The organism is Bacillus sp. PK3-067 (assembly GCF_056738645.1).
This window is the reverse complement of the sequence record NZ_CP096490.1, coordinates 3,375,040-3,400,186: the sequence shown is the minus strand read 5'-3', so window position 1 is coordinate 3,400,186 and position 25,147 is coordinate 3,375,040. Positions and strand designations below refer to the sequence as shown.

The following is a 25,147-nucleotide window of genomic DNA, read 5'->3' as shown; positions in this document are numbered from 1 at the left end:
AACATGTCATTTTATCGTCTGACAAAATGTATGAGAAAAATACTCACTTTAAAGTAAAGGTACTAACAGGTAATTTCTAACACTGCATGACTCACTCAACCCTTACAAATGCTATTATGAAATGTATTTTACATAATGAAAAGTACGTACTTTAAAGTGATATAGATACTAAAAAGTAATACAGGTACTTTTTGGTGCCGTACTACTCATCTGCTGTTTACGTATGCTATTATGAAACATGTTTAACAGGGTAAAAAGTACGTACTTTAAGGTGCTATAGATACTTAAAAGTAATATTTAAATATTTTAGCTTATTTGTCTTATAAAATTATTAAAGGAGATTTTTATATGAAAACATACAATATTCCTGTAGAGGCAACTTTAGAGGTTATCGGTGGAAAGTGGAAAGTAGTTATCCTTTGTCATTTAAAGAAAGACAAAAAGAGAACGTGCGAATTAAAACAATTAATGTCTGGTATTACACAAAAGATGTTAACGCAACAATTACGTGAATTAGAAGAAGATGGTGTAATCGAGAGAAAAGTGTATAACCAAGTGCCACCAAAAGTAGAATACTCTTTAACTGATTACGGTCATTCTTTAGATTCTATACTCGATACTCTTTGTAACTGGGGAGAAAATCATCTTGAAAAGAATGGTAACACGTCTATGCTTATAACCGCAGTTGAATAAAGAAAGAAAAAACGAACGAGAATACGTTCGTTTTTTCTTTTTGTATAGAGGGAGATTTTTAAGCAGCATAATTACTTTTTTGTAATATAGGTACTTTTTTGTGCTGTAGGAACTAAAATGTGCCGTATAGAAAATTATTTGTTTTTACGTAACAATAGAGAAGAAATTTAGAAAAAAGGAGGGAGATCGTGTGAAACAATACAATATACCGATAGAAGCAACTTTAGAAATTATCGGGGGAAAGTGGAAAGTCGTCATTTTATGTCACTTAACGAAAGGAACAAAGCGAACGAGCGAGTTGCAGCGTCTAATTCCTGAAATTTCTGTTAGAATGTTGACGCAACAATTACGTGAGCTAGAAGATGATGGTGTGATTACACGTGAAATCTATAAAGAAATTCCACCCCGAGTAGAATACTCCTTAACTGATTATGGGTGGTCTTTGCAAAATGTATTAAATCAATTGACCGTATGGGGAGAACGATGCATAGATAGAAAAAACACAGAAGTTAAGTGAAATCTCTATATGTAATATTGAAAACACCACCTAATGACGAGGTGGTGTTTTTCGTTTTAAAACTTTAGAAAGTTGTTATGATGAAAAGTAAAATTTTTGAGGACCTGTTTCAGTCATGGGTACTTAAAAGTGCCTACATCACTTTAAAGTACGTACTATGCTTCATAATATAACCGTTTTATAATGACACTCGTAGCAAGAAGTCAGTACAATAACGATTTTAAGCTATGTTCAAAAAGACTTATTAACTAGTATAGTTTTTTGTTCAATTTTTTAGTAGGAGATGTTTTTATGGTTGAAGAACTTTTTTATAAAAAAATACTCAAAAATCTGTTTTCAGATCCAGTTCAAATTACACTTTGGAATGGAGAAACAATCCAATATGGCGAAGGGGAACCTCAATTTCACATAACATTCCATAAGCCACTTTCAAAAAAAGAAATCGCTAAGGATCCTTCTATTGCATTCGGTGAAGCATATATGAATGGGGATCTTGAAATAGAGGGTAACCTTGAAAAAGCAATTCAATCTATTTATAAAAGGCAGGATAGCTTTTTAGGTGATAGTAAGTTGCAATATTTCAAAAGTAAATGGAATTTCTCAAAACAAAAAAATAAAGATGATATTGCTCATCATTATGATATTGGGAACGATTTCTATAAATTATGGCTTGATGAAACAATGACATATTCTTGTGCATATTTCCAAAATGAGCAAGATTCTTTAACGACAGCGCAGCATAATAAAGTGAATCATATTTTGAAAAAGTTGAACCTTCAAAAAGGTGATACGCTATTAGACATCGGTTGTGGGTGGGGTGAACTCATTACAGCTGCCGCTAAACAGTACGGTGTGAAAGCGATGGGAGTAACGTTAAGTGAGGAACAATATGCTAAGACTTCTGAGCGAATTAAACAAGAGGGACTTACGGATTTAGTTGAAGTATCTTTACTTGACTACCGCGATATTAAGAATCATAAATTTGATAAAATTGTTAGTGTAGGTATGATCGAACATGTAGGAAAAGACAACATTACGCAATACTTTGAAACAGTTAACAAACTATTAAATGATGGCGGGATTTCTCTGCTGCATTGCATTACTTCTCCGGCTAATGGTGGTGCTACGAATGGTTGGATTGAAAAATATATATTCCCTGGTGGGTATGTTCCTGCTGTGAACGAATTAATCACGAACATGACAAACGAACAATTTTTTATTGTGGATGTAGAAAGCTTACGTAGACATTACGGAAAAACATTACAACATTGGGCTCGAAATTTTGAAAACGTACTAGAGGAAGTTCGTAAAACGAAAGATGAGCGATTTATCCGCATGTGGCGTTTATATTTAAATGCATGTGCAGCTTCGTTCTTTACAGGTAATATTGATTTACATCAATTTGTATTTTCAAAAGGGATTAATGATACAATTCCGATGACACGTTCGTATATGTATGAATAAGAGCATGTAACCAAGTAGCTCTCAAGTCATTGAGTATAAATAAAATGATGATAGGATATAAGTCTATAACGTAAAGTCGAGATGGGAATCAGAAAATGATTTCTATCTCGACTTTTTAGTATATAATTTTAAAATTAAAACTATATACTTTTAAAGAAAAAATATATAATAAATGTAGAAACGAAAATTTATGAGCAAGGAAGTTGAAGAACATGACATTAACAATGGGCTTTATTGGATTTGGAAAATCAGCTAACCGTTATCACCTACCTTATCTAAAGACACGTAATAATATAAAAGTAAAAACGATTTTTGTACGTCAAATAAATCAAGAATTAGCGGCTCCATATGAGGAAAAAGGTGTTTACTTCACTACTGATTTGGACGAATTGTTGAATGACAAAGAAATTCAAGTCGTGACGATCTGTACGCCAGCACATACGCATTATGAATTAGCAAAAAAAGTTATACTAGCCGGAAAATCAGTTATCGTTGAAAAACCATTTTGCGATACAGTAGAACACGCCAAAGAATTATTAGCATTAGGACGAGAGAAAGGTGTAGTCGTTATGCCTTATCAAAACCGCCGTTTTGATGGTGATTTTTTAGCTGTAAAGCAAGTAGTTGAACAAGGATTCCTTGGTGATATTATTGAGATTGAATCACATATTGATTATTTCCGTCCTGGTTCAATCACTCATGAAGCTCCAAAAGAAGAAGGTTCATTTTACAGTTTAGGTATTCATACGATGGACCGCATGATTTCACTATTCGGCCGTCCAAATACAGTGACATACGATATTCGTAATAATGAAGTGGAAGGTGCGGTTGATAACTATTTCGATGTTGGTCTACATTATGGAAATCAGTTGAAGATTAAGCTGAAAACGAACCATATCGTAGCAAAAGATTATCCACGCTTTATCGTTCATGGAACAAATGGCTCTTTTATTAAATACGGTGAAGATCAGCAGGAAAATGATTTGAAAGCGGGTATTATGCCTGAGAGTGCAGGATTTGGTGAAGATTCGCCGATGTATTATGGAATTGCTAAGTATCGTAATGCAAATGGTGACTGGATTGAAAAACAAATTAAAACGCCGCTTGGTGATTACGGTCGTTTCTATGATGCAGCGTATGACACAATTGTAAATGGTGCACCAAAACTTGTGAAAGATGAAGAAGCAGTAACGAATATTGAAATCTTGGAAAATGGATTTGCTGCCCCATCACCTTCAGTTTACAAACTTGAGGCTTTACATTTGAATGAATAGAAGAGAGTTTGCAGTATAAAGGAGGTATGGAAATGGCAAGCGGATCAACACAAGTAAAATACCTCGGCATTTATCAAAAGATTAAACAGCAAATTTTAGACGGTGAATATAAAATCAACGAAAAAATTCCGAGTAGCTCCGTCCTTGCTGAAGAATTCGATGTTTCAGCACTTACGATTAAAAAAGCGCTGGATCTATTAGTAAGAGACGGCTACATTATCCGTCGGCGCGGAAGTGGAACAGTGGTACAAGATTGGCATCAGCAGGAAAAGGCACGAATGATTCAAACTTTAACAGGTACGAAAGCTGTTTACGGTAGTGAGGTAGAAAGTAAAATTATCGAGTTTGCGATTGTAGGTGCTGATGAAGTAGTTGCTGAGAAATTGGGAGTTTCAATTGGTGATTTCGTCTATAAAATCATTCGCCTCCGCATCATTCACAGCATTCCGACGATTATGGAGCATACATGGATGCCAATTTCGGTTATCCCAGGTGTTGAAGCTTCTGTTTTAGAGGAGTCGATATACTCACATATTCAAAATAAACTTGGTCTTGAAGTAGGGACATCTGTTGTCAGGGTTAAAGGGATTCGCCCAGATGATAGGGAAAAGCAGTTTATGAACTTAACAAATCAGGATTTCCTAATGCGAGTTGAGCAAGTAGCTTACTTAACGGATGGACGAACTTTTGAATATTCTTATGCAGATCATCTACCGGAAACCTTTGAGTTTGAAACAGTCATTACGGCAAAAAATTATAAAGAGACATAAAATAGGTTGAGGCAAGCATTGTCTCAACCTATTTTATGTCTTCTACAGTTATGATTCATCTGCTGTAATCAGCATGGATGTGTTCCCGGTTTTTTCAAGATGAACTTCTCCCCAGGAACAGAGGGAATCGAGTATAGCTCCTAAAGACGAACCGTAATCCGTTAAAGAATACTCTACTTTTGGTGGTACTTGGTCATATACTTTCCTTTGGATTACACCATCTTCTTCTAGTTCCCGTAATTGTTGCGTTAACATTTTTTGCGTAATACCAGGCATTAAACGTTTTAATTCACTCGTTCTTTTTGTTCCTTTTTTTAAATGACAAAGGATAACAACTTTCCACTTTCCGCCAATAACTTCTAAAGTCGCTTCTACAGGAATATTGTATGTCTTCATAAAAAAACTCCTTTGATGAATTTAGATTACAGTTGTGAGCCTACATCCGTTGCAATACTAAAATTATTTCTTTTTAGTACCTATAACACTTTAAAGTGCGTACTATTTATTGTGCTAAATATCGGTCATAATAACCGATGTAAGAGAGAAATAAGCAGAACGGCACTTAAAAATGCATATGTTACTTTTTAGTACCTATAACACTTTAAAGTGCGTACTATTTATTGTGCTAAATATCGGTCATAATAACCGATGTAAGAGAGAAATAAGCAGAACGGCACTTAAAAATGCATATGTTACTTTTTAGTACCTATAACACTTTAAAGTACGTACTTTTTATTAGGATGAATATAATCCATAATAGCACTTGTAAGCAAGAAATGCGTGAAATGTGCTTTGAAGGAGCCATCATGCTATGGGGAATTTTACATGAGAATAATTTGTTGTGTTATTAAAATTAATCCAAGACTTAACAGTTGATTAATTGAACTGTAAAGTTTAAAATTACAGTAAGATTTTTAAAAGTGAGTTGTTAACGTCTGTAAAATGTAGCATGAATAATAGAGATAAATGAAACATTGCTGAATAATTAACATTATGTGAATTTGATTCTAAACTGTAATTTTTTTTAATACATTTCAATAAGCGATATTTAAAATGTACGTTTAATAACATTAAAGGAGTGAGTTAAATATGGTAATTCTATATACAACAGCAAGCTGTGCTTCATGCCGAAAAGCGAAAGCATGGCTTGAAGAGCATCAAATTGATTATATTGAAAAAAACATCGTATCAAATTCTATGACAGTTGATGAGCTTAAATCGATTCTTCGTTTAACTGAAGAGGGGGCTACTGAAATTATTTCAACTAGATCCAAAACTTTTCAGGACTTAAATATAAATATTGATGAGCTCTCGCTAAATGAATTTTATACATTAATAATTGAGCATCCACTAATGTTGCGTCGCCCGATTATGCTGGACGAAAAAAGATTGCAAATTGGTTTTAACGAAGAAGAAATTCGCAAATTTTTACCACGTAGTGTCCGAACATTTTTAAACATTGAACTGCAAAAGTTGGCTAATTAATAAGTAATAGTATGAAAGAGAAATTTTTTGAAAGGAGGAAACTGAAGGTGATAGAAGTATGCGTTACAGTTAATTATAAAGATAGAAACTATCAAACAAATGTCATTGTGAACAAAGATACGATTTGGACAAAAATTGAACAGTTGGCAGAAGAACAAGTGAAGAAACAGTGGGGTTTTTAAACTTAATTATTTAAAAAAATGAATTTATATGCTAGAGATTATAACTAAATTCAAAATTTTTCAGGTATTAAATATAAATAAGAAATTTTCTTGAAAGGAGGAAGCAGAAGATGATTGAAGTATGTGTTTCAGTTAATTATAAAGATAGAAATTATCAAACAAATGTTATTGTAAGTAAAGATACGATTTGGACAAAAATTGAACAGTTGGCAGAAGAACAAGTGAAGAAACAGTGGAGTGTTTAATTTTCTTTTTAACTTAAAAAGCTAAATGAAGTTATCAGATATAGGTGGGACGGGATAGAATATAAGGGAATTAATTTTTTATGGCAAGAAGCATTCCACATGTTTTAACGTTCTAACCAATCTGTAATATTTATGGCTACAGTATGTTAATATATGAGAAACAATATTTTTAATCGTAGGAGGAAAATCATGAACAGCGACTTTACCTTGGCCATACACAGTTTAACTTATTTAGCTTTACAGCCAGACCGGATGTCAACAAGTAATGCTATTTCAGAAAGTGCAGGTGTTCATCCAGTACGCATTCGCAAAGTACTAAGTTTGTTAAAAAAACATAAGTTTATACAATCGAAAGAGGGGACTGGTGGCGGTTTTATTTTCGCTCGCGATTTAGATGAAATTAATCTTTGGCATATTTATCAGATAACCTCTGAAGGTGCTTTGCAGCCGAAGTGTCCAGAATCAAACAATCAGTGTGTTGTAGGTTCGAATATGCGAAAAGTTCTTTTCGCTATTTTCTTAGGTGCTGAAGAGCATCTAGGTGAATACTTAAAGAATTATACAATGAAAGAAGTTGTTGACCTTATCAATCAAGAGCGTTAAGCGGCTTAATTATTATATAGCCGTGAGTTCTTAACACTTAAATGTAATGAAAAATATTACAGTATAATTTGTTTTTATATCTTTTTTATCGTCACAAAAAATATTTATAGGAAGGTGAAACGGTATGATGTCAAATAATAATCATGTTTTAAAAGTAGGAGATTGGGTTCGTGGAATATCAAATGAAGGTGAATTAATAGTTGGTTATATTGTATCACTTGATGATGTAGAGGATATAGTTACAGTTAGTATTGTGAAACGTGACGGCCAGTACACAATAAACGAAGCGATTTTACTCTTTAGTAAACACGTTAACAAACTCCCTGAATCAAAGGTAATAAATAAGGAACAAATCCTTTATCTTATAGATCTTGCATTATTAACAGGGGATGAAGAATGGTTTATCGAGCTTTCTTCAAAATTAAACTCGATAAAAGAGCTAGTTAATGAGGGATTTTAAAATTTAAACTTTTGAGGGTGCACACAATCCGCCTTACGGGACACAATTACTTTTCGCATAAAAGGAAATGATGTAAAAACGATTCATTACAAACATAGAGATATCCCTGAAGAAGAGCCGAACAAACTACAATTAAGATGATATTGAAGTGATTTGTTTGTGTATTCCTGATAACGATAATTATGTAAATGAGCTGTCCATATGGGGCAGCTTTTTGGTTTTTTGCTCAGTGTAGCTTTTTAAATTGTATATGAATTCAATATTAATAATATATATCCTAAAATTTGGTTTTTGTATTTTGGGATTTTTTTCTTTTTACCTACATTAATTATTTATTAGAATATCTTTTATGTTTAAAATAAAATTTTTTGATAAAAGGGGATATAAGTATTTTTATAATAAGTCACCTAGAAAAACAATGTATTATTGTATTTTTTTACTAACTAATTCAGCTTTAAGCGATAAAAACAATGGCTACATGCTAACTGTAAAATATTATCCATATAAAATTATTCCTCTTTAATATTTCTGAAAATATAAAAATATTAATTTTATAAATATACACGTTATAATGAGGGCGTCGAGAGAAATTTTATTATCTCTGGAGAAAATATAAAAAATGCGATTATTAGTAAGAAAGGTGTGTGATTAGAGGCGAAATGTATGTAATGTGCTTCAGTGGCTTGTGTGAGCAATATCATCAGTGCTACCGAAGTTATGAAAGTAATGTATAGAATTGAGAAAGAAATGCCTCGCAAATGAAGAGAGGCCGGTTTAGCTAAAATTACTGTTAAAAGTAAAAAAGAGAAACCATTAAAGTAATACACTGTTATTAGAAATGTTGCAACGTATTTATGAAGTCTATTCTATATTGTTCTCTTAAGGGTTCTTTATATAAAGAGCGGATATTACGAGTAAACTTTTTTGTGAACGCTAACAATTATATTAGGACGCTAATTAGCGAATGTTTCAATTTGGATTCATTATGATGAAGGACATACAATGTGGGGCAACTTGTAAGGAATTCATTTTTCAAAAAGGGAATATTTGTTAGGTGCAAAGAGAGATGCAGGAATAGATACAAGGGGGAGTTATTATATGAACGGGAATACTGCAAAGAAAATAGAAGTTCAAGCTGAAAATACCGCACTAAAAAATGAGCAATATGCAGATCCGAAAAAGTGGCATAAGCAGGATACTACATGGGCACTCAGTCTATTTGGAACTGCAATTGGAGCAGGGGTGCTCTTTTTACCGATTAATGCAGGTTCAGGTGGTTTATTATCTTTACTACTAATTACATTGCTTGCATATCCAGTTATGTACTACTCACATAGGGCACTTGCTAAAATGATATACGCTTCTAATTCTGCTGATGAGGGGATCACAGGTACAATTAGAGAGTATTTCGGAAATAAAGCGAGTATCATTTTTAACATCGTATATTTCGGTTCAATTTATACAATCGTACTAATGTATTCGGTTGCGCTTACAAACACTGCAAGTAGTTTTATCGTGCATCAATTGCACATGCCAGAACCTCCAAGAGCTATTTTATCACTTGTATTAGTTCTTGGTCTTATCGCTATACTGAATTTTGGTCAAGATATTACTGTAAAGGTAATGAGTATGTTAGTGTATCCTTTCATAGTTTCTCTACTGTTTATCGCAATATCTTTAATTCCACAGTGGAATACGTCAATGCTTAGTTTTTCAGCTGTTTCAACTGCTTCAACAGGAACAGGCTATTTTGGGACGATATTGATGATTCTACCAATCATCGTATTCTCATTTAATCATTCACCTATGATTTCATCATTTGTTGTGAAACAGAGAGCTACGTATGGAATCGAAGCCACTGATGCTAAATGTGCGCAAATACAAAAGGTTTGTTATATCATGACATTCGCTGTTGTTATGTTCTTCGTTTGGAGTAGCGCATTGAGCTTGACTCCAGATGATATAAAAATGGCAAAAGAACAAAACTTATCAATTCTTTCATATCTTGCTAATGAGCTTAATTCGCCTGTAATCACTATTGCAGCTCCAATTATTGCTTTTGTGGCTATTACAAAGTCTTTCCTAGGCCATTATATAGGAGCATTTGAAGTAATGCGTGACATGATTATTAAGTTTGGTAAATCACGTGGAAAAGATATTGAAGAAAAAACAATTAAGACAATAATTCTTACTTTTGTTGTATTATCATGCTGGTTTGTTGCTTATACAAATCCAAGTATTCTTGGACTTATTGATTCTCTAAGCGGTCCTTTAGTTGCTGCTATCTTATGTCTATTACCGATGTATGCGATTCAAAAAGTGCCAGTACTAGCTAAATACAAAGGGAAAATGAGCAACGTATTTGTTATTATTGTAGGTGTACTTACTGTCTTAGCAAGTATTAAGTCATTATTCTAATTCACTATTGTTGATTTTAGTGTCAAAGTAGTGGAATATGAAATATCTATTTTTGGACAAACTTCTCAAGTTGGAGAGTTTGTCCTTTTTATTCAATCTATTAACAAACAGCCACCTTTCAGATAAGGTGGCTGTTTCGGTATTAATTTATTAGTCACGTCTAAATGGCCCTTTTGGAGCAATTAGCTCTAAATTAGTACCATCTGAATCAGGGAAGTAGGCAACTCCTGTACCAATTCCAGATTTCTAGCCATCTTCTTGAAAGATAATTGGTTCTCCATATGGGTGCTATCTTATGCCCATCAGGCTAACAAAATGGATTGCCTCTGAAACAAAAAAATGATTTTTATTACTATAAAAAACGTAAAGTATCTGTTTTTAGAAAAAATTAATTTTTATAAATTGATGGAGATATAACTCAATTCTTTTATATATTTAGTTAAATATGATTGTCAGAATGAACTTAAAGTAATTATGATTTCTAGAAATGCGAACTGATGTTTTGAATTGGTTTAAAGTTGCTGGAACAAAATAAAACCAATTGAGCAAAAAAACTTGCAAAAATAAAAAGAGAGATGTATATTAATTGATGTATCAATAATTGATATATCAATTAATATTTTGACAAGAAAGAAAAGGAACATTTTATGAAGGAAATGTTCGTAAATATCAGTGGAGAAGAACGCAAAATACTTATTCATGTTCTATTACAGGTGCAAAAAAATGTAGAGAATATTAAAGAATAGAGAGTGTAGGGGGCAGAATAGTGTGGAAATAATCGCAGCTATTTTAGTCGGGATCGTAGCATTAGAACATTTGTTTATCATGATCCTTGAAATGTTTTTTATTGATTCAAAAGTAGCGAAACGTGCTTTCAAATTACCGAAGCATTTAGAAGGAGATCGAAACGTAGCCATTATGTTTGCAAACCAAGGTTTATATAATGGATTTTTAGCGGCTGGTCTCATTTGGGGACTTGTACTTGGACTCAATCCAATTGGTTATATGGTCCAATTATTTTTCGTGATTTGTGTGGTGATAGCAGCTATTTTCGGAGGTTTCACATCTAATAAATCAATTATTGTGAAACAAGGACTTCCAGCTGTTTTAGCACTGGTTGCCCTTTTATGTATGATATAGAATCAAAGTTTCTCAATAAAAGAACTCATTTTTGAAAAATACGCTATTCTTTCTGTAGAATTATAGGAAAGGATGGCGTTTTTGTATGTCTATTTCTATAAGTAGTGAATTATAACTATTCCCTCAAGGGACTCAACTGCTTTTCAGCTTTTGGATATATTTTCATCCATCTTTGTTTCCTCCTATTGTTGGATAGTGTAATAATTGATAAAAATTTTGATGAAATTGGATTATAACGATTGATCAAAAAAGTTAGTGATTAAAAATATTATTCTTTAGTACATACATTTTTAAGATGTTAAATATATTTCATAATAGTCTCTGTAAGATAGGGATAAGTAGAATAGTACTTTAAAGTACCTATAGCACTTTAAAGTGCGTACTTTTTATAACTTTGAATATCATTCATAATAGCACCAGTAAGAAGAAAACAAGCTTTACGGTACTACTAGTTACCAACGATGTTACAGCAGTTTATTTGGAATCAGATTGATTGAAGGGTTGTACTATATGGCCTAATAATTTCGAAAAAATGTCGGTGTGGCATAAAACAATTATGGAGGTTAAAAATATGAGCACTTCAAATTTGAATGAAATAAGTAAACAAATTTTAAAAGAGGAGGAAACGCTTCAATTTTCCTCTTTTACAAATGAAGATGCCTTGCAACTAGGTTTATTTATCGTTGAAACAGCAAAGCGAGAGGGGAAATTGATTGCTGTTGATATAACGAAAAATGGTGTGCAATTATTTCATTTCAAGATGACAGGGACAAATGCGGAAAATACGAAATGGATTGAGCGTAAAAAACGAGTCGTTTCCCTGCATGATCGTAGCTCGTATTATATGCAGATACAAAGTGAAATAACTGGAATTTCATATAATGAAAAATATCTTTTAGATACTTCGGAATATGCTGCGTTTGGTGGATGCTTTCCTATCAGGATAAAAAACGTAGGGGTTATTGGAATGATAACAGTTTCAGGATTACCACCAGAAGAAGATCACGAATTGGTAGTAAGAGCAGTTAAAAATCATTTGAACCAATAGTTGTAACTAGTCAATAGATAATTAAATTTAGGGGGCAATACTATGCCATTAATCGAGCTAAATACTTGGCCAACCATGTCAACAGAAGAAAAGAAGGAATTTATTTATAGTGTAACGGAACTTACAATAAAACTATTAAAAATTGTCCCTGACAAAATTCAAGTGTTGATAACGGAACTTGAGAAAGAAAACTGGGGGAAAGCTGGGGCTGTAGCAAGTGATGCTACCTTTGCTGTGAAAAGTAGGGTGTCCGATTGGGAGACAAAAGAGTCTTACGATACACTAGGTCGTAACGTTAATGGAATGGCTATTATTAAGGTTGATATATGGAATACATTTGATCAAGAGACAAAGGATAAGTGGGTAAACGAACTTACACAAGTAACATCTAAATATACTCATGCACCTTTGGATAAAGTGCTAATTCTTATTCGTGAAATGATTCCAGGGAACTGGGGACAAAGTGGTGTAACAGGAGCTAATGCAGATTTCCTTTCCAAAAGTCGTACATTTTAATCATTAAATAAAAAAGGCAAAAATGAACACATTTCTGTTCGTTTTTGCCTTTTTATTATTTGTCTGTGGTAATGAACATGATTCTTTATATGTTTAAGGAATATTCTCTAAAGTTGCCTCTACGGGAAAGTGTATTTCTTCATTTGAAAGTCTTTTTCATGGAATGTAGATTTCAATTTTTGAGCAAAATAAGCTAGGTTATATAAATGTTACTTTTTAGTACCTATAGTACTTTAAAGTACGTACTTTTTATTAGGGTGATTATCATTCATAATAGCACATGTAAGAGAGAAACAAGCTTTACGGTACTGGTAACTAACTATGTTACTTTTTAGTACCTACAGCACTTTAAAGTACGTACTATTCATTGTATTGAATATATTTCATAATAGTACATGTAAGAGAGAGACAAGCTTTACGGTACTAAAAAGTACCTATAGTACTTTAAAGTGCGTTCTTTAAAAAAAGAATGAAACCATTCATAATAGCGTTTGTAGAGATTAAATATGTTTTTTAGAAGATAAAAGGGCCTTTTTATCGCACTATTATGATAGGAATTATAAGGAAGAGGGGAAACTCAATTGAATTCATATACAGCATCGTCTTCAGAAGTTCAGACGAATCGAAGAAGTATATTTGCGTTGTTAGCGTTAGCAATTAGTGCGTTCGGGATTGGGACAACTGAATTTGTTAGTGTCGGTTTATTACCATCTATTTCGGAAGATTTACATGTGTCGGTTACAACGGCTGGTTTAACAGTTTCTTTATATGCGTTAGGCGTAGCGTTTGGGGCTCCAGTATTAACGTCATTAACAGCTAATATGTCACGAAAAACGTTATTAATGTGGATTATGATTATTTTCATTATTGGTAACGGAATCGCAGCGGTAGCAACAAGCTTCACTGTATTACTTATTGCGCGAATTATTTCTGCACTTTCGCATGGTGTGTTTATGTCAATTGGTTCAACAATTGCTGCGGCACTTGTCCCAGAAAATAAACGGGCTAGCGCGATTGCGATTATGTTTACTGGTGTAACAGTTGCAACTATTACAGGTGCACCAATTGGAACATTTATTGGTCAACAATTTGGCTGGAGAACATCATTTTTAGCAATTGTAGTAATTGGAATTATCGCCTTAATTGCAAATAGTATTCTCATTCCATCTAATATGAAAAAAGGTGCGTCTGTATCATTCCGCGATCAATTTAAACTGATTACGAACGGAAGACTGTTACTAGTTTTCATTATTACTGCATTAGGATATGGGGGAACATTCGTAACTTTTACGTATTTATCTCCGTTATTACAAGAGGTAACAGGATTTAAAGCAAATACGGTTACTATCATTTTATTAGTGTATGGAATCGCCATTGCGATAGGGAATGTGATTGGCGGAAAATTATCGAATCATAATCCAATTCGAGCGCTATTCTACATGTTCTTTATTCAAGCGATTATACTATTTGTTTTAACATTTACGGCACCATTTAAGGTAGCTGGGTTAATCACAATTATTTTAATGGGGCTATTCGCATTTATGAATGTTCCAGGGTTACAAGTATATGTCGTAATGTTAGCTGAACGATTTGTACCGAGTGCTGTCGATGTTGCATCGGCAATTAATATTGCGGCGTTTAATGCTGGGATTGCTCTTGGTGCTTATTTAGGCGGTATTGTAACGAACTCGTTAGGGTTAATTCATACAGCTTGGGTAGGCGGCATTATGGTAGTAGGTGCTGTTATTTTAACAGCATGGAGCATGACATTAGAAAAAAGAGATCAAGTAAAATAAAAGGAGAGAAAATAAAATGAAAAACTTACAAAGTAAAACAGTATTAAGTAATGGTGTGGAAATGCCTTGGTTTGGTTTAGGTGTATTTAAAGTAGAAGAAGGACCAGAACTTGTAGAAGCGATTAAATCAGCAATTAAAGCAGGATACCGCAGCATTGATACAGCTGCAATTTACGGAAATGAAGCAGCTGTAGGTGAGGGGATTCGTGCCGGTATTGAAACAACTGGTATTTCAAGAGAAGAATTATTTATTACTTCAAAAGTATGGAACGCAGATCAAGGATATGAAGAAACGATTGCTGCATACGAAGAGAGCTTAAAAAAATTAAAGCTAGATTATTTAGATTTATATCTTGTTCACTGGCCTGTAGAAGGGAAATATAAAGATACATGGAGAGCGTTAGAAACACTTTATAAAGAAAAGCGTGTACGTGCAATTGGCGTAAGTAATTTCCAAATTCACCATCTGCAAGATGTAATAAAAGATGCAGAAATTAAGCCGATGATCAACCAAGTAGAATACCATCCTCGTTTAACACAAAAAGAATTACAAGCTTTCTGTAAAGAACAAGGTATTCAAATGGAAGCATGGTCACCACTTATGCAAGGTCAATTATTAGATAACGAAACATTACAAGAGATTGCTGAGAAACACGGTAAAACAACAGCTCAAGTTATTTTACGTTGGGATCTTCAAAATGGAGTAATCACAATTCCGAAATCAACGAAAGAACACCGTATTATTGCAAACGCTGATGTATTTAACTTTGAATTAACGAAAGAAGATATGGAAAAAATCGATGCGTTAAATCAAAATCATCGCGTTGGTCCAGATCCTGATAACTTTGATTTCTAATAGAAATGAGTAAAAAGAGTGCAAAAATTGCACTCTTTTTTTATTTTCTATTCAATAAAATGTTTCTGTTTATATTATGACTTTTAAATTACTTTAGGCGAGCTAAAGAACTGATTAACAGTATTAAAGTTTGACATAAAATAATGCATTCTATATTATATATGCTATAGCATATAAATTGCGATTTATTTGAAGGTGGCATATGGACTTATATGAGTTAACAGGACATCTTGTTCATCATACGGATGTGAAGTTAACAAATTATATAATGTAAGTTTTTAATCACATATTGCTTATAAAATTTATCCTTTATATGCTGTAGCATATAAGTGTTATCTCATAACTTGTAACGGTAAAAATTTAAATAATACAGTAGATATATTATGAAACGAGGAGATTTTAGTTATGGAAAAATTCATATTAGCGTTTGATAGAGAACTTGTAATCGCAGAAAAAAAAGACTCAACATGGAGCGTCCAATCGCAGTTTGTAGGTGCGAATCCAGTTGCTTTAGCTTTAGATCCATACGACCAAGAAAGAATGTATTGTGGTACTTTTGATAGGGGATTATGGAGAAGTAAAGATGGAGGAAGTTCATGGGAAGCGATTGGTACGTTGCCTTCATTTGGTGAAGTGTTCCCAGCTAATGCTATTCATATGAGAGCTATTACAGCAGTTTCTGTATCTCCAGCGAAGGGGGATGACGGTAACGGGATTGTATATGTAGGAACTGAACCGAGCGCAATGTTCGTATCCAAAAATGGAGGAGACAGTTTTGAGCTGCTAACTGATTATCGACAAATGCCATCATATTCATCATGGTTCTTTCCTCAAAGAACATATACACACCATGTAAAACATATTGAAATTGATGCTAATAATCCAGAAACTATTTATACGACTATTGAGGTTGGGGGATTAATTAAAAGTGTAGATGGAGGTAAGACATGGACTGAGGAAAAAGAGGGGAACTATCCTCAAGATATTCACATTCTTACATCACATCGCAATGCCCCAAATCGTTTATACGGGGTGTTAGGTGATTCATTCTTGAAAGAACCAGGTCAAGAGTATGCGGAGAGTAATGATGGAGGTAAGACTTGGAACTATATGTGTAGTGGGCTAAAACATCATTACGCATATCAAATGGCAGTTAACCCAAATGATCCAGAAAATATTATTATCGCGACATCTTCAAATCCACACGTAGCGCATGATTACAATAATGGGAATTGTGAATCATATATTTATAAGAAAGAAAAAGATCAGCCTTGGGCGGAAATGAATGCAGGTTTACCAACTCCTAAAGGGACAATCATACCAGTATTAAAGGCAACAAGTGATGGAACGTTTTATCTGTTTAGCAATAAAGGAGTGTATCAGTCAGTAGACGGTGGTTCAAATTGGACATCATTAGAGATTCCTTGGGAGAATAGATTTATGGAACAACATCCTTATGAGATGTTAATTATTAAATAAGTGACAGGTATAGTTTTTACTACTATTCATTGGTAATGTTTAGTTGAATTTAAATTAAAAATGTAAAAAGCCAGGTAATGTGTGAAGTGACCCCTAAAAGTTAGACACGGTTATTTCATTAGGCAGCTTGATAAAAATGAGTCCGGTATTGCACCGGGCTCATTTTTAATTTTGCCTTTATCCGTTTTGTATTGTAATAATCTATATATTTTTCTAATTCTATTTTGAAGTGCTCTACACTTTCAAACTCTTTTATGTAGAGAAACTCAGACTTCATGATTACAAAGAAATTCTCCATTACTGCGTTGTCATAACAGTTGCCTTTACGAGACATACTTTGTACGATACCTCTTTTTTGTAATGCGTGACGGTACTGTTTCATTTGATAATGCCACCCTTGATCTGAATGCATCATTAGTTGGTGATTTTCAGGTAAACCTTCTAATGCTGTCTCTAACATTTCTGAAACAAGTGAATACGTCGGTCTAGAGCCAATTGTATAGGTAATGATTTCACCATTATACAAGTCTAATACAGGTGATAAATAAAGTTTCTCACCGAATAATTTAAATTCTGTAATATCGGTTACCCATTTTTCATTTGGCGTATCTGCCGTAAATTTACGCTCTAAAATATGAGGTGCAATTTTACCAACTGTTCCTTTATAAGATTTATATTTTTTCATACGTACAAGACATTTTAAACCTAACTCTTTCATAATTCGTTGCACTTTTTTATGATTCACTATTTGATTACGATTGGCTAACTCATTACGAATACGACGATATCCATAACGACCTTCGTGTTCATCATAAATCGCTTTAATTTCTACTTTTAAATCGGCATCTGGATCGATTCTATCCATTTGTTTTACATAAAAATAATAGGTGCTTCGAGGGATATCCGCTAACTTTACTAATTCTTTCACTTGAAACTCATGCCTTAATTCATAGACTACTTGTGCCTTGTCTTGTTTGGTGATTTTTCCTTGTTTTGAACTAAGGCATTCAACTTTTTTAAATACGCATTTTCCATACGTAAGCGTTCTAATTCAGCTTGTAACGCTTCAACTGAACCTTCTGCCGGAATCTTTTTAGTATCATGTTTTGTGTTTTTATTTTTCATGGATGGACGCCCCTTTTTCTTTGGTTCAAGGGCATCTAAGCCACCTACTTCAAATTGCTTCTTCCATTGATAAACCGTTGTAAAAGAAGGAACCATGAATATAGCCGCTGTATCCATTAACGATATACCCGATTGAGCCATAAAATTTAGTACGTCTAGTTTAAACTCTGCGGTGTAATTTGTATAGACCTCGTGTAAACCTTCTTCTCCATGGAGTTCGTATAAGCGTAACCAGTATTGAAATTGTGCCTTTGTAATATGCATCTGTTTTGCATATTCTGCTTGAAAAATTATTTTCGGATTAAATCCTTGAACGAGCGTTAACTTTAAATCCTTCGTAAATTTTGTCATACAAAAAACTGCACCTCCAATTGTTAGACTGTGTCTAACAATTGGGGTGCAGTTCATGTGTTATTCATGCTACCTGGCTTTTTTGACCAGCAATTTAAGGTTATTTTCATATTTGTGTAAATATGAAACAAGCAGGATACATGAATAGAGAATGGGTAAAATAATACCGAATGATCACTAGATTGTATCAATGATGCTATAAGTGTTTTTTTAGGGAAACTGAAGCAAGAAGCAGTGGTTTAGATTCAGAATGACTAGCAATTGGTGTTATGGTGTTCAATGGTTCAAAAATGAACTCATTTCAACTCATATTATCTTCGCAATGTATCATTTTGAAGAATATTAAAACTTAGGAGGAAATGAATTATGACAAAAGATTTCTATACTGCACTGAAAGAAAGACGTACTTATTATGGAATTAACAAAGAGGTACAAGTATCGGATGAAAAAATTAAAGAAATTGTGGAGTTTGCTGTGAAATATACTCCATCAGCTTTCAATTCTCAAACTGCGCGATTAGTTGTATTATTTGGTGAAGCTCATGATAAATTATGGGATATTACAACTGAAACATTAAGAAAAGTAGTTGGAGATGGAGATTTCACAGGAACGCAACAAAAAATGGATTCTTTTAAAGCTGGTTATGGAACAGTACTATTCTTTGAAGATGAGGCTATCGTTAAATCGCTTCAAGAAAAATTTGCTGCATATGCTGAAAACTTCCCAATTTGGTCACACCAAGCATCAGGTATGCACCAATTAGTCGTGTGGACAGGTTTAGAAGCAGAGGGATTAGGGGCATCTTTACAACATTATAATCCATTAATTGACGATGAGGTAAAACAAGAATGGAATGTTCCTGCTAATTGGAAACTAATTGCACAAATGCCATTTGGTAATCCAACAGCTGCACCAGGTGAAAAAGAATTCCAACCACTTGAAGAGCGTGTGAAATTTCATAAGTAATATTCAAATGCAATAAAATGGAAATTTAATTAGTGGTGGTCTTACTGTCCGCAAATAGCGGGATAAGCTAACTGTATTGCGAAAATAAAACTGTTTAGTTACAAAAATTCTATTTATTATTTCTGTTAATCGAGTATGTATTAATAAAAGTTGTTAAAATCACTATTTTAATCTTTAAAGGAACAAGGTGATCGGTTTGATCATCTTGTTTCATTTCTTAAATTTTATTTTATTCATTAAAAAACGCTAGCTTTTCATAAATGCTTGAAAAACTAGCGTTTTAATAATAGGTATCTGTAATTTGATTACTTAAAACTATATACGAAAAAGCTTTTATGTTATTCCTCAAGTTCTATCCATTCCTGTGACCATTCTTCTATTCCGCGAATAATAGCTTCTAAAGCAAATCCTTTTTGAGTTAAAGAATATTCTATACGAACTGGTGTCTCAGGAAAGACTTTACGTTCGACAATTCCTTCTAGTTCTAATTCTTTCAATCTTTCTGAAAGTAATCTTCCGCTAACAGGAAGAGAAGATTCAAGCGTACAAAAGCGCTGAGATCCAGAAAAAAGTTGGTAAATAATTAGTGCTGTCCATCGTTGGCTAAAAAATTTCATTCCTTTTTCAAAGCGAGGGCATAATGTAGAATCATTCATTTTCCTTCACCTCCTAAAACAAATTATATAACATCTTACTATTAGTAACAAATGTTTTTATAATTAATTACTTGACGTAAATCAATTACGAATGTATACTCACTTACATAAAGTAACTAAGTTGTTTTATGTAACTAAAACTCTTTTCTTTAAATGGCCAAAGTTGTAATGATACATATTGCATATAAGCTGAGAGAAAAAAGAATAGCATCTGTAAAAACACTTACGTTGTGTAAGTTAAACAATAAAAAATATAACAATGGAAGAGAATTTTTAGAGATTCTCAATACTAGGAGGTACCTAATGGTTACAACAGATACAATTCATATGTTAGAAGATAAAATTCAATTTATACATCAAGATGGAAAGGATATTTATTTAGTAGGACCTATCAAATTGCCAATTAATTTATATGGGGAGACTAAAATTTTCCAATGGTATTCTTGGTTACAATGTAGTGAGGTTACAAATAGTGTAGAAGGAATTATCAAAAAACTCTCATCTATTAATTTAGCTGATATGCAGCAATCTAGTGTGCTTGTATATGGTGATTTTGAGAATTCTGAAGATGCCCTAATTCGTATGCATAGTATTTGTCACACCGGTGATATCTTTGGTAGTAAACGTTGTGACTGTGGATTCCAATTAAAGCAGTCTTTACAAATGATTACAGAACATGGTTCAGGTGCTTTATTTTACTTAGCGAATCATGAAGGAAGAGGAATTGGTTTGTTTAGTAAAGCAATGACGTACCTCTTGCAAGAAAATGGGTTAGATACAGTAGAAGCTAATCTGAACCTAGGCTTTGAAGATGATGTTCGAAACTATGATGATACAATTGAAGTATTAAAAGCGCTACGCTCAAAACCTGTAAAACTTATTACAAATAATCCAAAAAAATTAGAAGCGTTACAAAAAGCTGGATTAAATGTTACGAGTCGTGAACCGTTATGGGGTGATATCTCAGAGTTTAATGAGAAATATTTGCAAACGAAGATTCAGCGTTCTGGACATTTTGAAGGGGGACACTTACATGCTTGAGCATGAATTGTATATGAAGCTAGCACTAGAAAATGCCAAGGCTATGAAGGGACAAACGACTCCAAATCCATTGGTTGGATCTGTAATTGTAAATGATAATCGAATTGTAGGGGTCGGAGCACATATGAAGGCCGGAGAACCACATGCCGAAATACATGCGATACGTATGGCTGGAGAACAGGTACGTGGTGCTACAATCTATGTAACTCTTGAACCTTGTTCTCATCATGGTAGAACAGGGCCTTGTGCTGAAGCAATTGTACAAGCAGGAATTAAGAAGGTAGTAGTTGCTACACTTGATCCAAACCCGCTTGTTTCTGGACGTGGAATTAAAATTCTACAAGATGCAGGTATTGAAGTACTTGTAGGAGTGTGTGAAGAAGAATCTAAAAAAGTGAATGAAGTATTTAATAAATATATTTTGACAAAGCGTCCATTTGTAACGATTAAATCAGGAGTTACATTAGACGGGAAAATCGCTACGTCTTCATCGGATAGTAAGTGGATTACATCTACAGAAGCAAGACAAGAAGTACACCAAATACGAAACGAAAATGCGGCTATTTTAGTAGGAGCGAATACTGTTCAAAAGGATAATCCATCATTGACAACGCGTATTCCAAATGGACGAAATCCAATTCGAATAATATTGGACTCGACATTACGCATACCGATGGAAGCTAATGTTGTTACAGATGGAGAAGCTCCTACCTGGATATTTACAACAAGTAATCATGCAGCGAAAAAAAAGATAGCATTAGAAAATGCAGGAGTTAAAGTATTTGTTACTAGCGGAGAAAAGCATATAAACTTACATGAAATGCTTGATGTTTTAGGGCAAAAAGGAGTTTCCTCCCTGCTTATTGAAGGTGGTGGAGAGGTAAATGCTTCGTTTATTGAAAATAAATTGATGGATAAACTTATATTATATGTCGCACCAAAAATTATTGGGGGCAGATTGGCGCCTAGCTTTGTAGAGGGGACTGGTATTAATAAAATGCAAGATGCAATTGAATTTAAGGATGTATCATTTACCCAGGTTGGAAAAGATTATAGATTTATTGGCTATCCAGAATATCGGAAAATATAAGGAGAATAAAAGCTACTTATATGTTCCGATAAATGGATTGCAGAAAGGAGCGATGAAGAGTGAAGTTTGGATTTGATATCGATGATACATTAATTGATTTAAGGCAGCATGCTTTTCATTTATATAATAAGAAATTAAACAAAAAAGTAGGATTGGATGTATTTCATTCTTTAAAAACAATTGAAATTCATGAAGCATTTGGCATGACTTCGGAGGAAGGCAGTCATATGTGGAATAGTTTGCTGGATGAGATTTATTATACTTCTTGTTCACCGTTTCCATATGCAGTAGAGACATTACAAGAATTAGAAAAACAGGGACATGAAATATACTATATAACAGCACGGCCTAAAGAACATGGAGAGCAAACAAAAAAATGGTTAATAGAAAAAGGTTTTCCGGTACATGAAGATCGCTTTTTCTATGGAATGAAGGATGAAGAAAAAATACACTTCATACAAGAAATAAAATTAAACTATTTCTTTGATGATAAGCCGGCAGTCTTAGAAACGTTAATAGGAAAACCGATAAATGTGTATGCAAAAACTACTTCTTACAATCAACATCTCAATATCCCGCGGATTACAAGTTGGACGGAGTTAGGAGATATTATAAAGAAAGAAATGTGAGGATTTAACTGGCAAATCAAATAGAGCTAAGAGTATATTGAGTGTTACAATTTTAGAGGAAAGACATAGGTGTTATGTCTTTCCTTATTTTTTAATACTATCGTTTTTATTAGTGTGATGTGCTAGGAGTACTTCTAATAGAGAGGAAATAGAAAAATGAGCAATAAGAAAAATATTTTTAAGCTAGTCTTGTATGGTAGTGTAATTTATACATCAATGATGGGTTCCCCTGGTGCCACAATATTTTTGGATATTTTGGATGAGAAGTTCAAGAATTAATAGGGTGTGTTCATAATCATGAATTTTTGGAAAACCAAAATTACAATGTTAGGTTATTTTGAATCAGTAGTGGATGATATGCAAAATTGCATATTACAAAATAAACATCGTAATTTTTGGATTCTTGGTATAAAATACATTACTTAAACTATATATTAGAATGGAGAAAGTGAATTGGAATTATTAAGAAACAGTAAGGTTGGTACAAAACTAAACATATTAATAACTATATCAAGTATTGCATGTATAGTATTATCCCTAATAGGGTTTTGGGGATTAGAAAGAGGGAAAAGTACTTCCTCTAATATGTATGAGGATAATTTACTACCAATTGAGTGGATTGGTATTGTAGAATCTAATTTTTATCATGTTAATATGAACTTTATGGAAAATATGGTATCAAAAGATGAAAAAAGAATGAATGAATTAATAAGAGAAATGGACGGAATTCGTCAGGAAAATGATTATCTTTTAAAGCAGTTTGAGGCTAAAGTTATTTCTACTAAAGAAAAAGAATTATATAACACGTTTTATGAAACATTTAATAAATTAAGAACTCAAATGAAGAAAGCGCAAGAATTAGGGAAATCTAATAATGAGGAAGCATATGCATATTACCTAAAAGAGATTGAACCTAATATGCAAAAATCAATAAAATCAATTCGTGAATTAATTTTATATAATAGTAATAATGCAGAGCTTTTACAGAAGGAAAATAATAATAGTGCTCAAAATACAATGATAATGTTTGTTAGTATTTCGCTTTTAGCAATTTTGATAATTATATTAATTGGATATATTATTAAATTAACTATCCGAAAACCACTTGTGTTACTACAAAATGATATGGAAAAAGTAGCAGCTGGAGATTTAACAACACGTACTCCTTATAAAGCAAATAATGAATTAGGGCATATTGTTCAGTCTTTTAATAGTATGTTAGATAACCTTCAACAATTAATTGCGAATGTTAAGATGACAACACAAGAGGTTATTTCTACTACGGAGGGCGTATTACAAGATACAAATCGAGCGTCTAGTATTTCAAATGAGGTTGTACAGACTGTTTTAGAAGTAAAAACAAAAATAGAAGGACAGGTAACTAGTATTCAGGAGAGCTCATCCTCAATGGAAGAAATTACAACAGGGGTGCAAACTGTAGCTGAATCTTCAGCAGTAGTCGCTGAGGTAGCAGTAACGACTACAGAACGAATAAATATCGGTAGTGAAGTGATAAATCACTCTATTCTTCAAATGAATAGTGTGCATGATGTTGTCGAGGAAACATCAAAAGTAATAAATAAACTTGTTACACGTACACAACAGATTGATACAGCTCTCGCTGCAATTACTAATATTGCCGAACAAACGAATCTTCTTGCCTTAAATGCCGCTATTGAAGCGGCACGTGCTGGAGAGAATGGGAAAGGATTTGCAGTGGTTGCCGCAGAAGTTCGAGACTTGGCTGAGCAATCTAAAGAATCTGCAAAGGAAGTGAATCATTTAATAAAATCCATTCAACAAGATACTCAAGATACAGTTAATGTCATGCGAAAAGGCCAACAGAAGGCAGTAGAAGGAAAAGAAGCTGCCCACAAAGCGAATCAAACCTTCTTGTCTATTATGAGAGATATTGATAAGATTACAAGTCAAATTCAAGAAGTATCCGCAGCGACAGAAGAGATGTCTGCTGGTACAGAAGAAGTAAATGCTTCTCTTTCGCTAGTTTCTGAAACTGCAACGGATGTAAAAAAAGAGACTCTTCAAACAGTAAAATCAATTCAATCACAAGCTGTATCAATTGAACAAATATCAATTCAATCTAACAAAATGAAAGAAAAGGTGGAAGAATTAACGGAACTGGTTTCAAAATTTAATATTACAGAATAAGATAATTTATTCAATTACAAATGTAATAACATGTATGAAAACACATGAAGACTTAAGGGGCTTCGTGTGTTTTTTTATTGAATAATGTATGAAATAATATTGGATCATTTCACGGTATTTCAAAAATTTCGGTTTTATATCCATATATGCAAAATTACATATATTTAATGATTG

The 25,147-nt window shown here is 33.3% G+C and carries 25 protein-coding genes and 2 pseudogenes; 23 read left to right on the top strand and 4 right to left on the bottom strand.

The genetic code is table 11. From position 1 onward, the window contains the following. Nucleotides 1-348 precede the first annotated feature (348 nt). The 5 genes from M1D73_RS17460 (at nt 349) to M1D73_RS17440 (ending at nt 4,718) form a co-directional block, all read left to right on the top strand. Nucleotides 349-693 (top strand): winged helix-turn-helix transcriptional regulator, encoded by a 345-nt coding sequence (locus M1D73_RS17460; RefSeq protein WP_000860821.1) that lies wholly within the window; start codon nt 349-351, stop codon nt 691-693. Nucleotides 694-883: 190 nt separating this feature from the next. Further along, nucleotides 884-1,210: a winged helix-turn-helix transcriptional regulator gene (locus M1D73_RS17455; protein WP_000816335.1), complete on the top strand. Its 327-nt coding sequence runs from the start codon at nt 884-886 to the stop codon at nt 1,208-1,210. 291 nt (nt 1,211-1,501) lie between these two features. Next, nucleotides 1,502-2,674, top strand: a complete 1,173-nt coding sequence (locus M1D73_RS17450; protein ID WP_059303567.1) for a cyclopropane-fatty-acyl-phospholipid synthase — start codon at nt 1,502-1,504, stop codon at nt 2,672-2,674. Between the two features lie 212 nt (nt 2,675-2,886). Continuing rightward, nucleotides 2,887-3,948 (top strand): oxidoreductase, encoded by a 1,062-nt coding sequence (locus M1D73_RS17445; protein ID WP_059303568.1) that lies wholly within the window; start codon nt 2,887-2,889, stop codon nt 3,946-3,948. A gap of 32 nt (nt 3,949-3,980) precedes the next feature. Then, nucleotides 3,981-4,718 carry a GntR family transcriptional regulator gene (locus M1D73_RS17440; protein ID WP_016123066.1) on the top strand — a complete coding sequence of 246 codons (738 nt, stop codon included), beginning with the start codon at nt 3,981-3,983 and terminating at the stop codon, nt 4,716-4,718. Nucleotides 4,719-4,766: 48 nt separating this feature from the next. Here the strand turns inward: M1D73_RS17440 and M1D73_RS17435 are convergent, their stop codons facing one another. Further along, a complete protein-coding gene (locus tag M1D73_RS17435; RefSeq protein WP_000860832.1) occupies nt 4,767-5,114 on the bottom strand; it encodes a winged helix-turn-helix transcriptional regulator in 348 nt (115 codons plus the stop codon). Nucleotides 5,115-5,807: 693 nt separating this feature from the next. Here M1D73_RS17435 and spxA point away from each other — a divergent pair. The 7 genes and pseudogenes from spxA to M1D73_RS17400 all read left to right on the top strand — a co-directional run bounded on the left by spxA (nt 5,808) and on the right by M1D73_RS17400 (nt 10,111). Further along, nucleotides 5,808-6,203 (top strand): transcriptional regulator SpxA, encoded by a 396-nt coding sequence (gene spxA, locus M1D73_RS17430; RefSeq protein WP_000236189.1) that lies wholly within the window; start codon nt 5,808-5,810, stop codon nt 6,201-6,203. Nucleotides 6,204-6,250: 47 nt separating this feature from the next. After that, nucleotides 6,251-6,385, top strand: coding sequence for a BA3454 family stress response protein (locus M1D73_RS17425; RefSeq protein WP_000573515.1), 135 nt, complete (start codon nt 6,251-6,253; stop codon nt 6,383-6,385). A 110-nt stretch (nt 6,386-6,495) separates the two neighbouring features. Then, a complete protein-coding gene (locus M1D73_RS17420; protein WP_098213128.1) occupies nt 6,496-6,630 on the top strand; it encodes a BA3454 family stress response protein in 135 nt (44 codons plus the stop codon). 189 nt (nt 6,631-6,819) lie between these two features. Continuing rightward, nucleotides 6,820-7,233 carry an Rrf2-family transcriptional regulator SaiR gene (gene saiR / locus M1D73_RS17415; protein WP_001083465.1) on the top strand — a complete coding sequence of 138 codons (414 nt, stop codon included), beginning with the start codon at nt 6,820-6,822 and terminating at the stop codon, nt 7,231-7,233. Nucleotides 7,234-7,357: 124 nt separating this feature from the next. After that, complete coding sequence (locus tag M1D73_RS17410) at nt 7,358-7,693, top strand: IDEAL domain-containing protein (protein WP_000987462.1); 336 nt, start codon at nt 7,358-7,360, stop codon at nt 7,691-7,693. A gap of 7 nt (nt 7,694-7,700) precedes the next feature. Then, nucleotides 7,701-7,834 (top strand): annotated as a pseudogene (locus M1D73_RS17405) (DUF3888 domain-containing protein); the annotation flags it as partial. Between the two features lie 957 nt (nt 7,835-8,791). Then, entirely contained in the window at nt 8,792-10,111 is a 1,320-nt protein-coding gene (locus M1D73_RS17400) for an aromatic amino acid transport family protein (protein ID WP_001014168.1), read from the top strand. 150 nt (nt 10,112-10,261) lie between these two features. On the opposite strand, the pseudogene M1D73_RS17395 reads toward M1D73_RS17400, so the two are convergent. Further along, nucleotides 10,262-10,396, bottom strand: a pseudogene (locus M1D73_RS17395) (VOC family protein); the annotation flags it as partial. 483 nt (nt 10,397-10,879) lie between these two features. Between M1D73_RS17395 and M1D73_RS17390 the strand changes: the two are divergent. The 6 genes from M1D73_RS17390 to M1D73_RS17365 all read left to right on the top strand — a co-directional run bounded on the left by M1D73_RS17390 (nt 10,880) and on the right by M1D73_RS17365 (nt 16,946). After that, on the top strand, nt 10,880-11,251 hold the full coding sequence (locus tag M1D73_RS17390; protein WP_000402472.1) for a DUF1304 domain-containing protein: 372 nt from the start codon (nt 10,880-10,882) through the stop codon (nt 11,249-11,251). A 532-nt stretch (nt 11,252-11,783) separates the two neighbouring features. Then, a complete protein-coding gene (locus M1D73_RS17385) occupies nt 11,784-12,299 on the top strand; it encodes a heme-degrading domain-containing protein (RefSeq protein WP_002195678.1) in 516 nt (171 codons plus the stop codon). 42 nt (nt 12,300-12,341) lie between these two features. Further along, on the top strand, nt 12,342-12,815 hold the full coding sequence (locus M1D73_RS17380; RefSeq protein WP_001128308.1) for a tautomerase family protein: 474 nt from the start codon (nt 12,342-12,344) through the stop codon (nt 12,813-12,815). Between the two features lie 581 nt (nt 12,816-13,396). Further along, nucleotides 13,397-14,611: an MFS transporter gene (locus tag M1D73_RS17375; protein ID WP_001089891.1), complete on the top strand. Its 1,215-nt coding sequence runs from the start codon at nt 13,397-13,399 to the stop codon at nt 14,609-14,611. 16 nt (nt 14,612-14,627) lie between these two features. After that, nucleotides 14,628-15,467: an aldo/keto reductase gene (locus M1D73_RS17370; RefSeq protein WP_000793567.1), complete on the top strand. Its 840-nt coding sequence runs from the start codon at nt 14,628-14,630 to the stop codon at nt 15,465-15,467. Nucleotides 15,468-15,872: 405 nt separating this feature from the next. Next, nucleotides 15,873-16,946, top strand: a complete 1,074-nt coding sequence (locus tag M1D73_RS17365) for a WD40/YVTN/BNR-like repeat-containing protein (protein ID WP_049108523.1) — start codon at nt 15,873-15,875, stop codon at nt 16,944-16,946. A 118-nt stretch (nt 16,947-17,064) separates the two neighbouring features. Here M1D73_RS17365 and M1D73_RS17360 read toward each other — a convergent pair. Beyond that, nucleotides 17,065-18,422 (bottom strand): IS3-like element ISBce18 family transposase gene (locus tag M1D73_RS17360; RefSeq protein ID WP_121868231.1). Its coding sequence is split into 2 segments (ribosomal slippage): nt 17,065-17,966 and nt 17,966-18,422, totalling 1,359 coding nucleotides; the frame shifts between segments, so codons are not numbered across the junction. A gap of 366 nt (nt 18,423-18,788) precedes the next feature. Between M1D73_RS17360 and M1D73_RS17355 the strand changes: the two genes are divergently transcribed. Beyond that, nucleotides 18,789-19,388, top strand: a complete 600-nt coding sequence (locus tag M1D73_RS17355; RefSeq protein WP_121868232.1) for a nitroreductase family protein — start codon at nt 18,789-18,791, stop codon at nt 19,386-19,388. A 338-nt stretch (nt 19,389-19,726) separates the two neighbouring features. On the opposite strand, the gene M1D73_RS17350 is transcribed toward M1D73_RS17355, so the two are convergent. Next, nucleotides 19,727-20,044 carry a winged helix-turn-helix transcriptional regulator gene (locus tag M1D73_RS17350; protein ID WP_001000104.1) on the bottom strand — a complete coding sequence of 106 codons (318 nt, stop codon included), beginning with the start codon at nt 20,042-20,044 and terminating at the stop codon, nt 19,727-19,729. 303 nt (nt 20,045-20,347) lie between these two features. Here M1D73_RS17350 and M1D73_RS17345 point away from each other — a divergent pair, with 303 nt between their 5' ends. The 4 genes from M1D73_RS17345 (at nt 20,348) to M1D73_RS17330 (ending at nt 24,973) form a co-directional block, all read left to right on the top strand. Further along, complete coding sequence (locus tag M1D73_RS17345) at nt 20,348-21,085, top strand: GTP cyclohydrolase II (RefSeq protein ID WP_000258858.1); 738 nt, start codon at nt 20,348-20,350, stop codon at nt 21,083-21,085. Further along, on the top strand, nt 21,078-22,175 hold the full coding sequence (gene ribD / locus M1D73_RS17340) for a bifunctional diaminohydroxyphosphoribosylaminopyrimidine deaminase/5-amino-6-(5-phosphoribosylamino)uracil reductase RibD (protein WP_121868233.1): 1,098 nt from the start codon (nt 21,078-21,080) through the stop codon (nt 22,173-22,175). Before M1D73_RS17345 ends, ribD begins: the two co-directional genes overlap by 8 nt. 59 nt (nt 22,176-22,234) lie before the next feature. After that, complete coding sequence (locus M1D73_RS17335) at nt 22,235-22,804, top strand: 5' nucleotidase, NT5C type (protein WP_000668224.1); 570 nt, start codon at nt 22,235-22,237, stop codon at nt 22,802-22,804. 453 nt (nt 22,805-23,257) lie between these two features. Continuing rightward, on the top strand, nt 23,258-24,973 hold the full coding sequence (locus tag M1D73_RS17330; protein ID WP_000422017.1) for a methyl-accepting chemotaxis protein: 1,716 nt from the start codon (nt 23,258-23,260) through the stop codon (nt 24,971-24,973). Nucleotides 24,974-25,147: the final 174 nt, after the last annotated feature.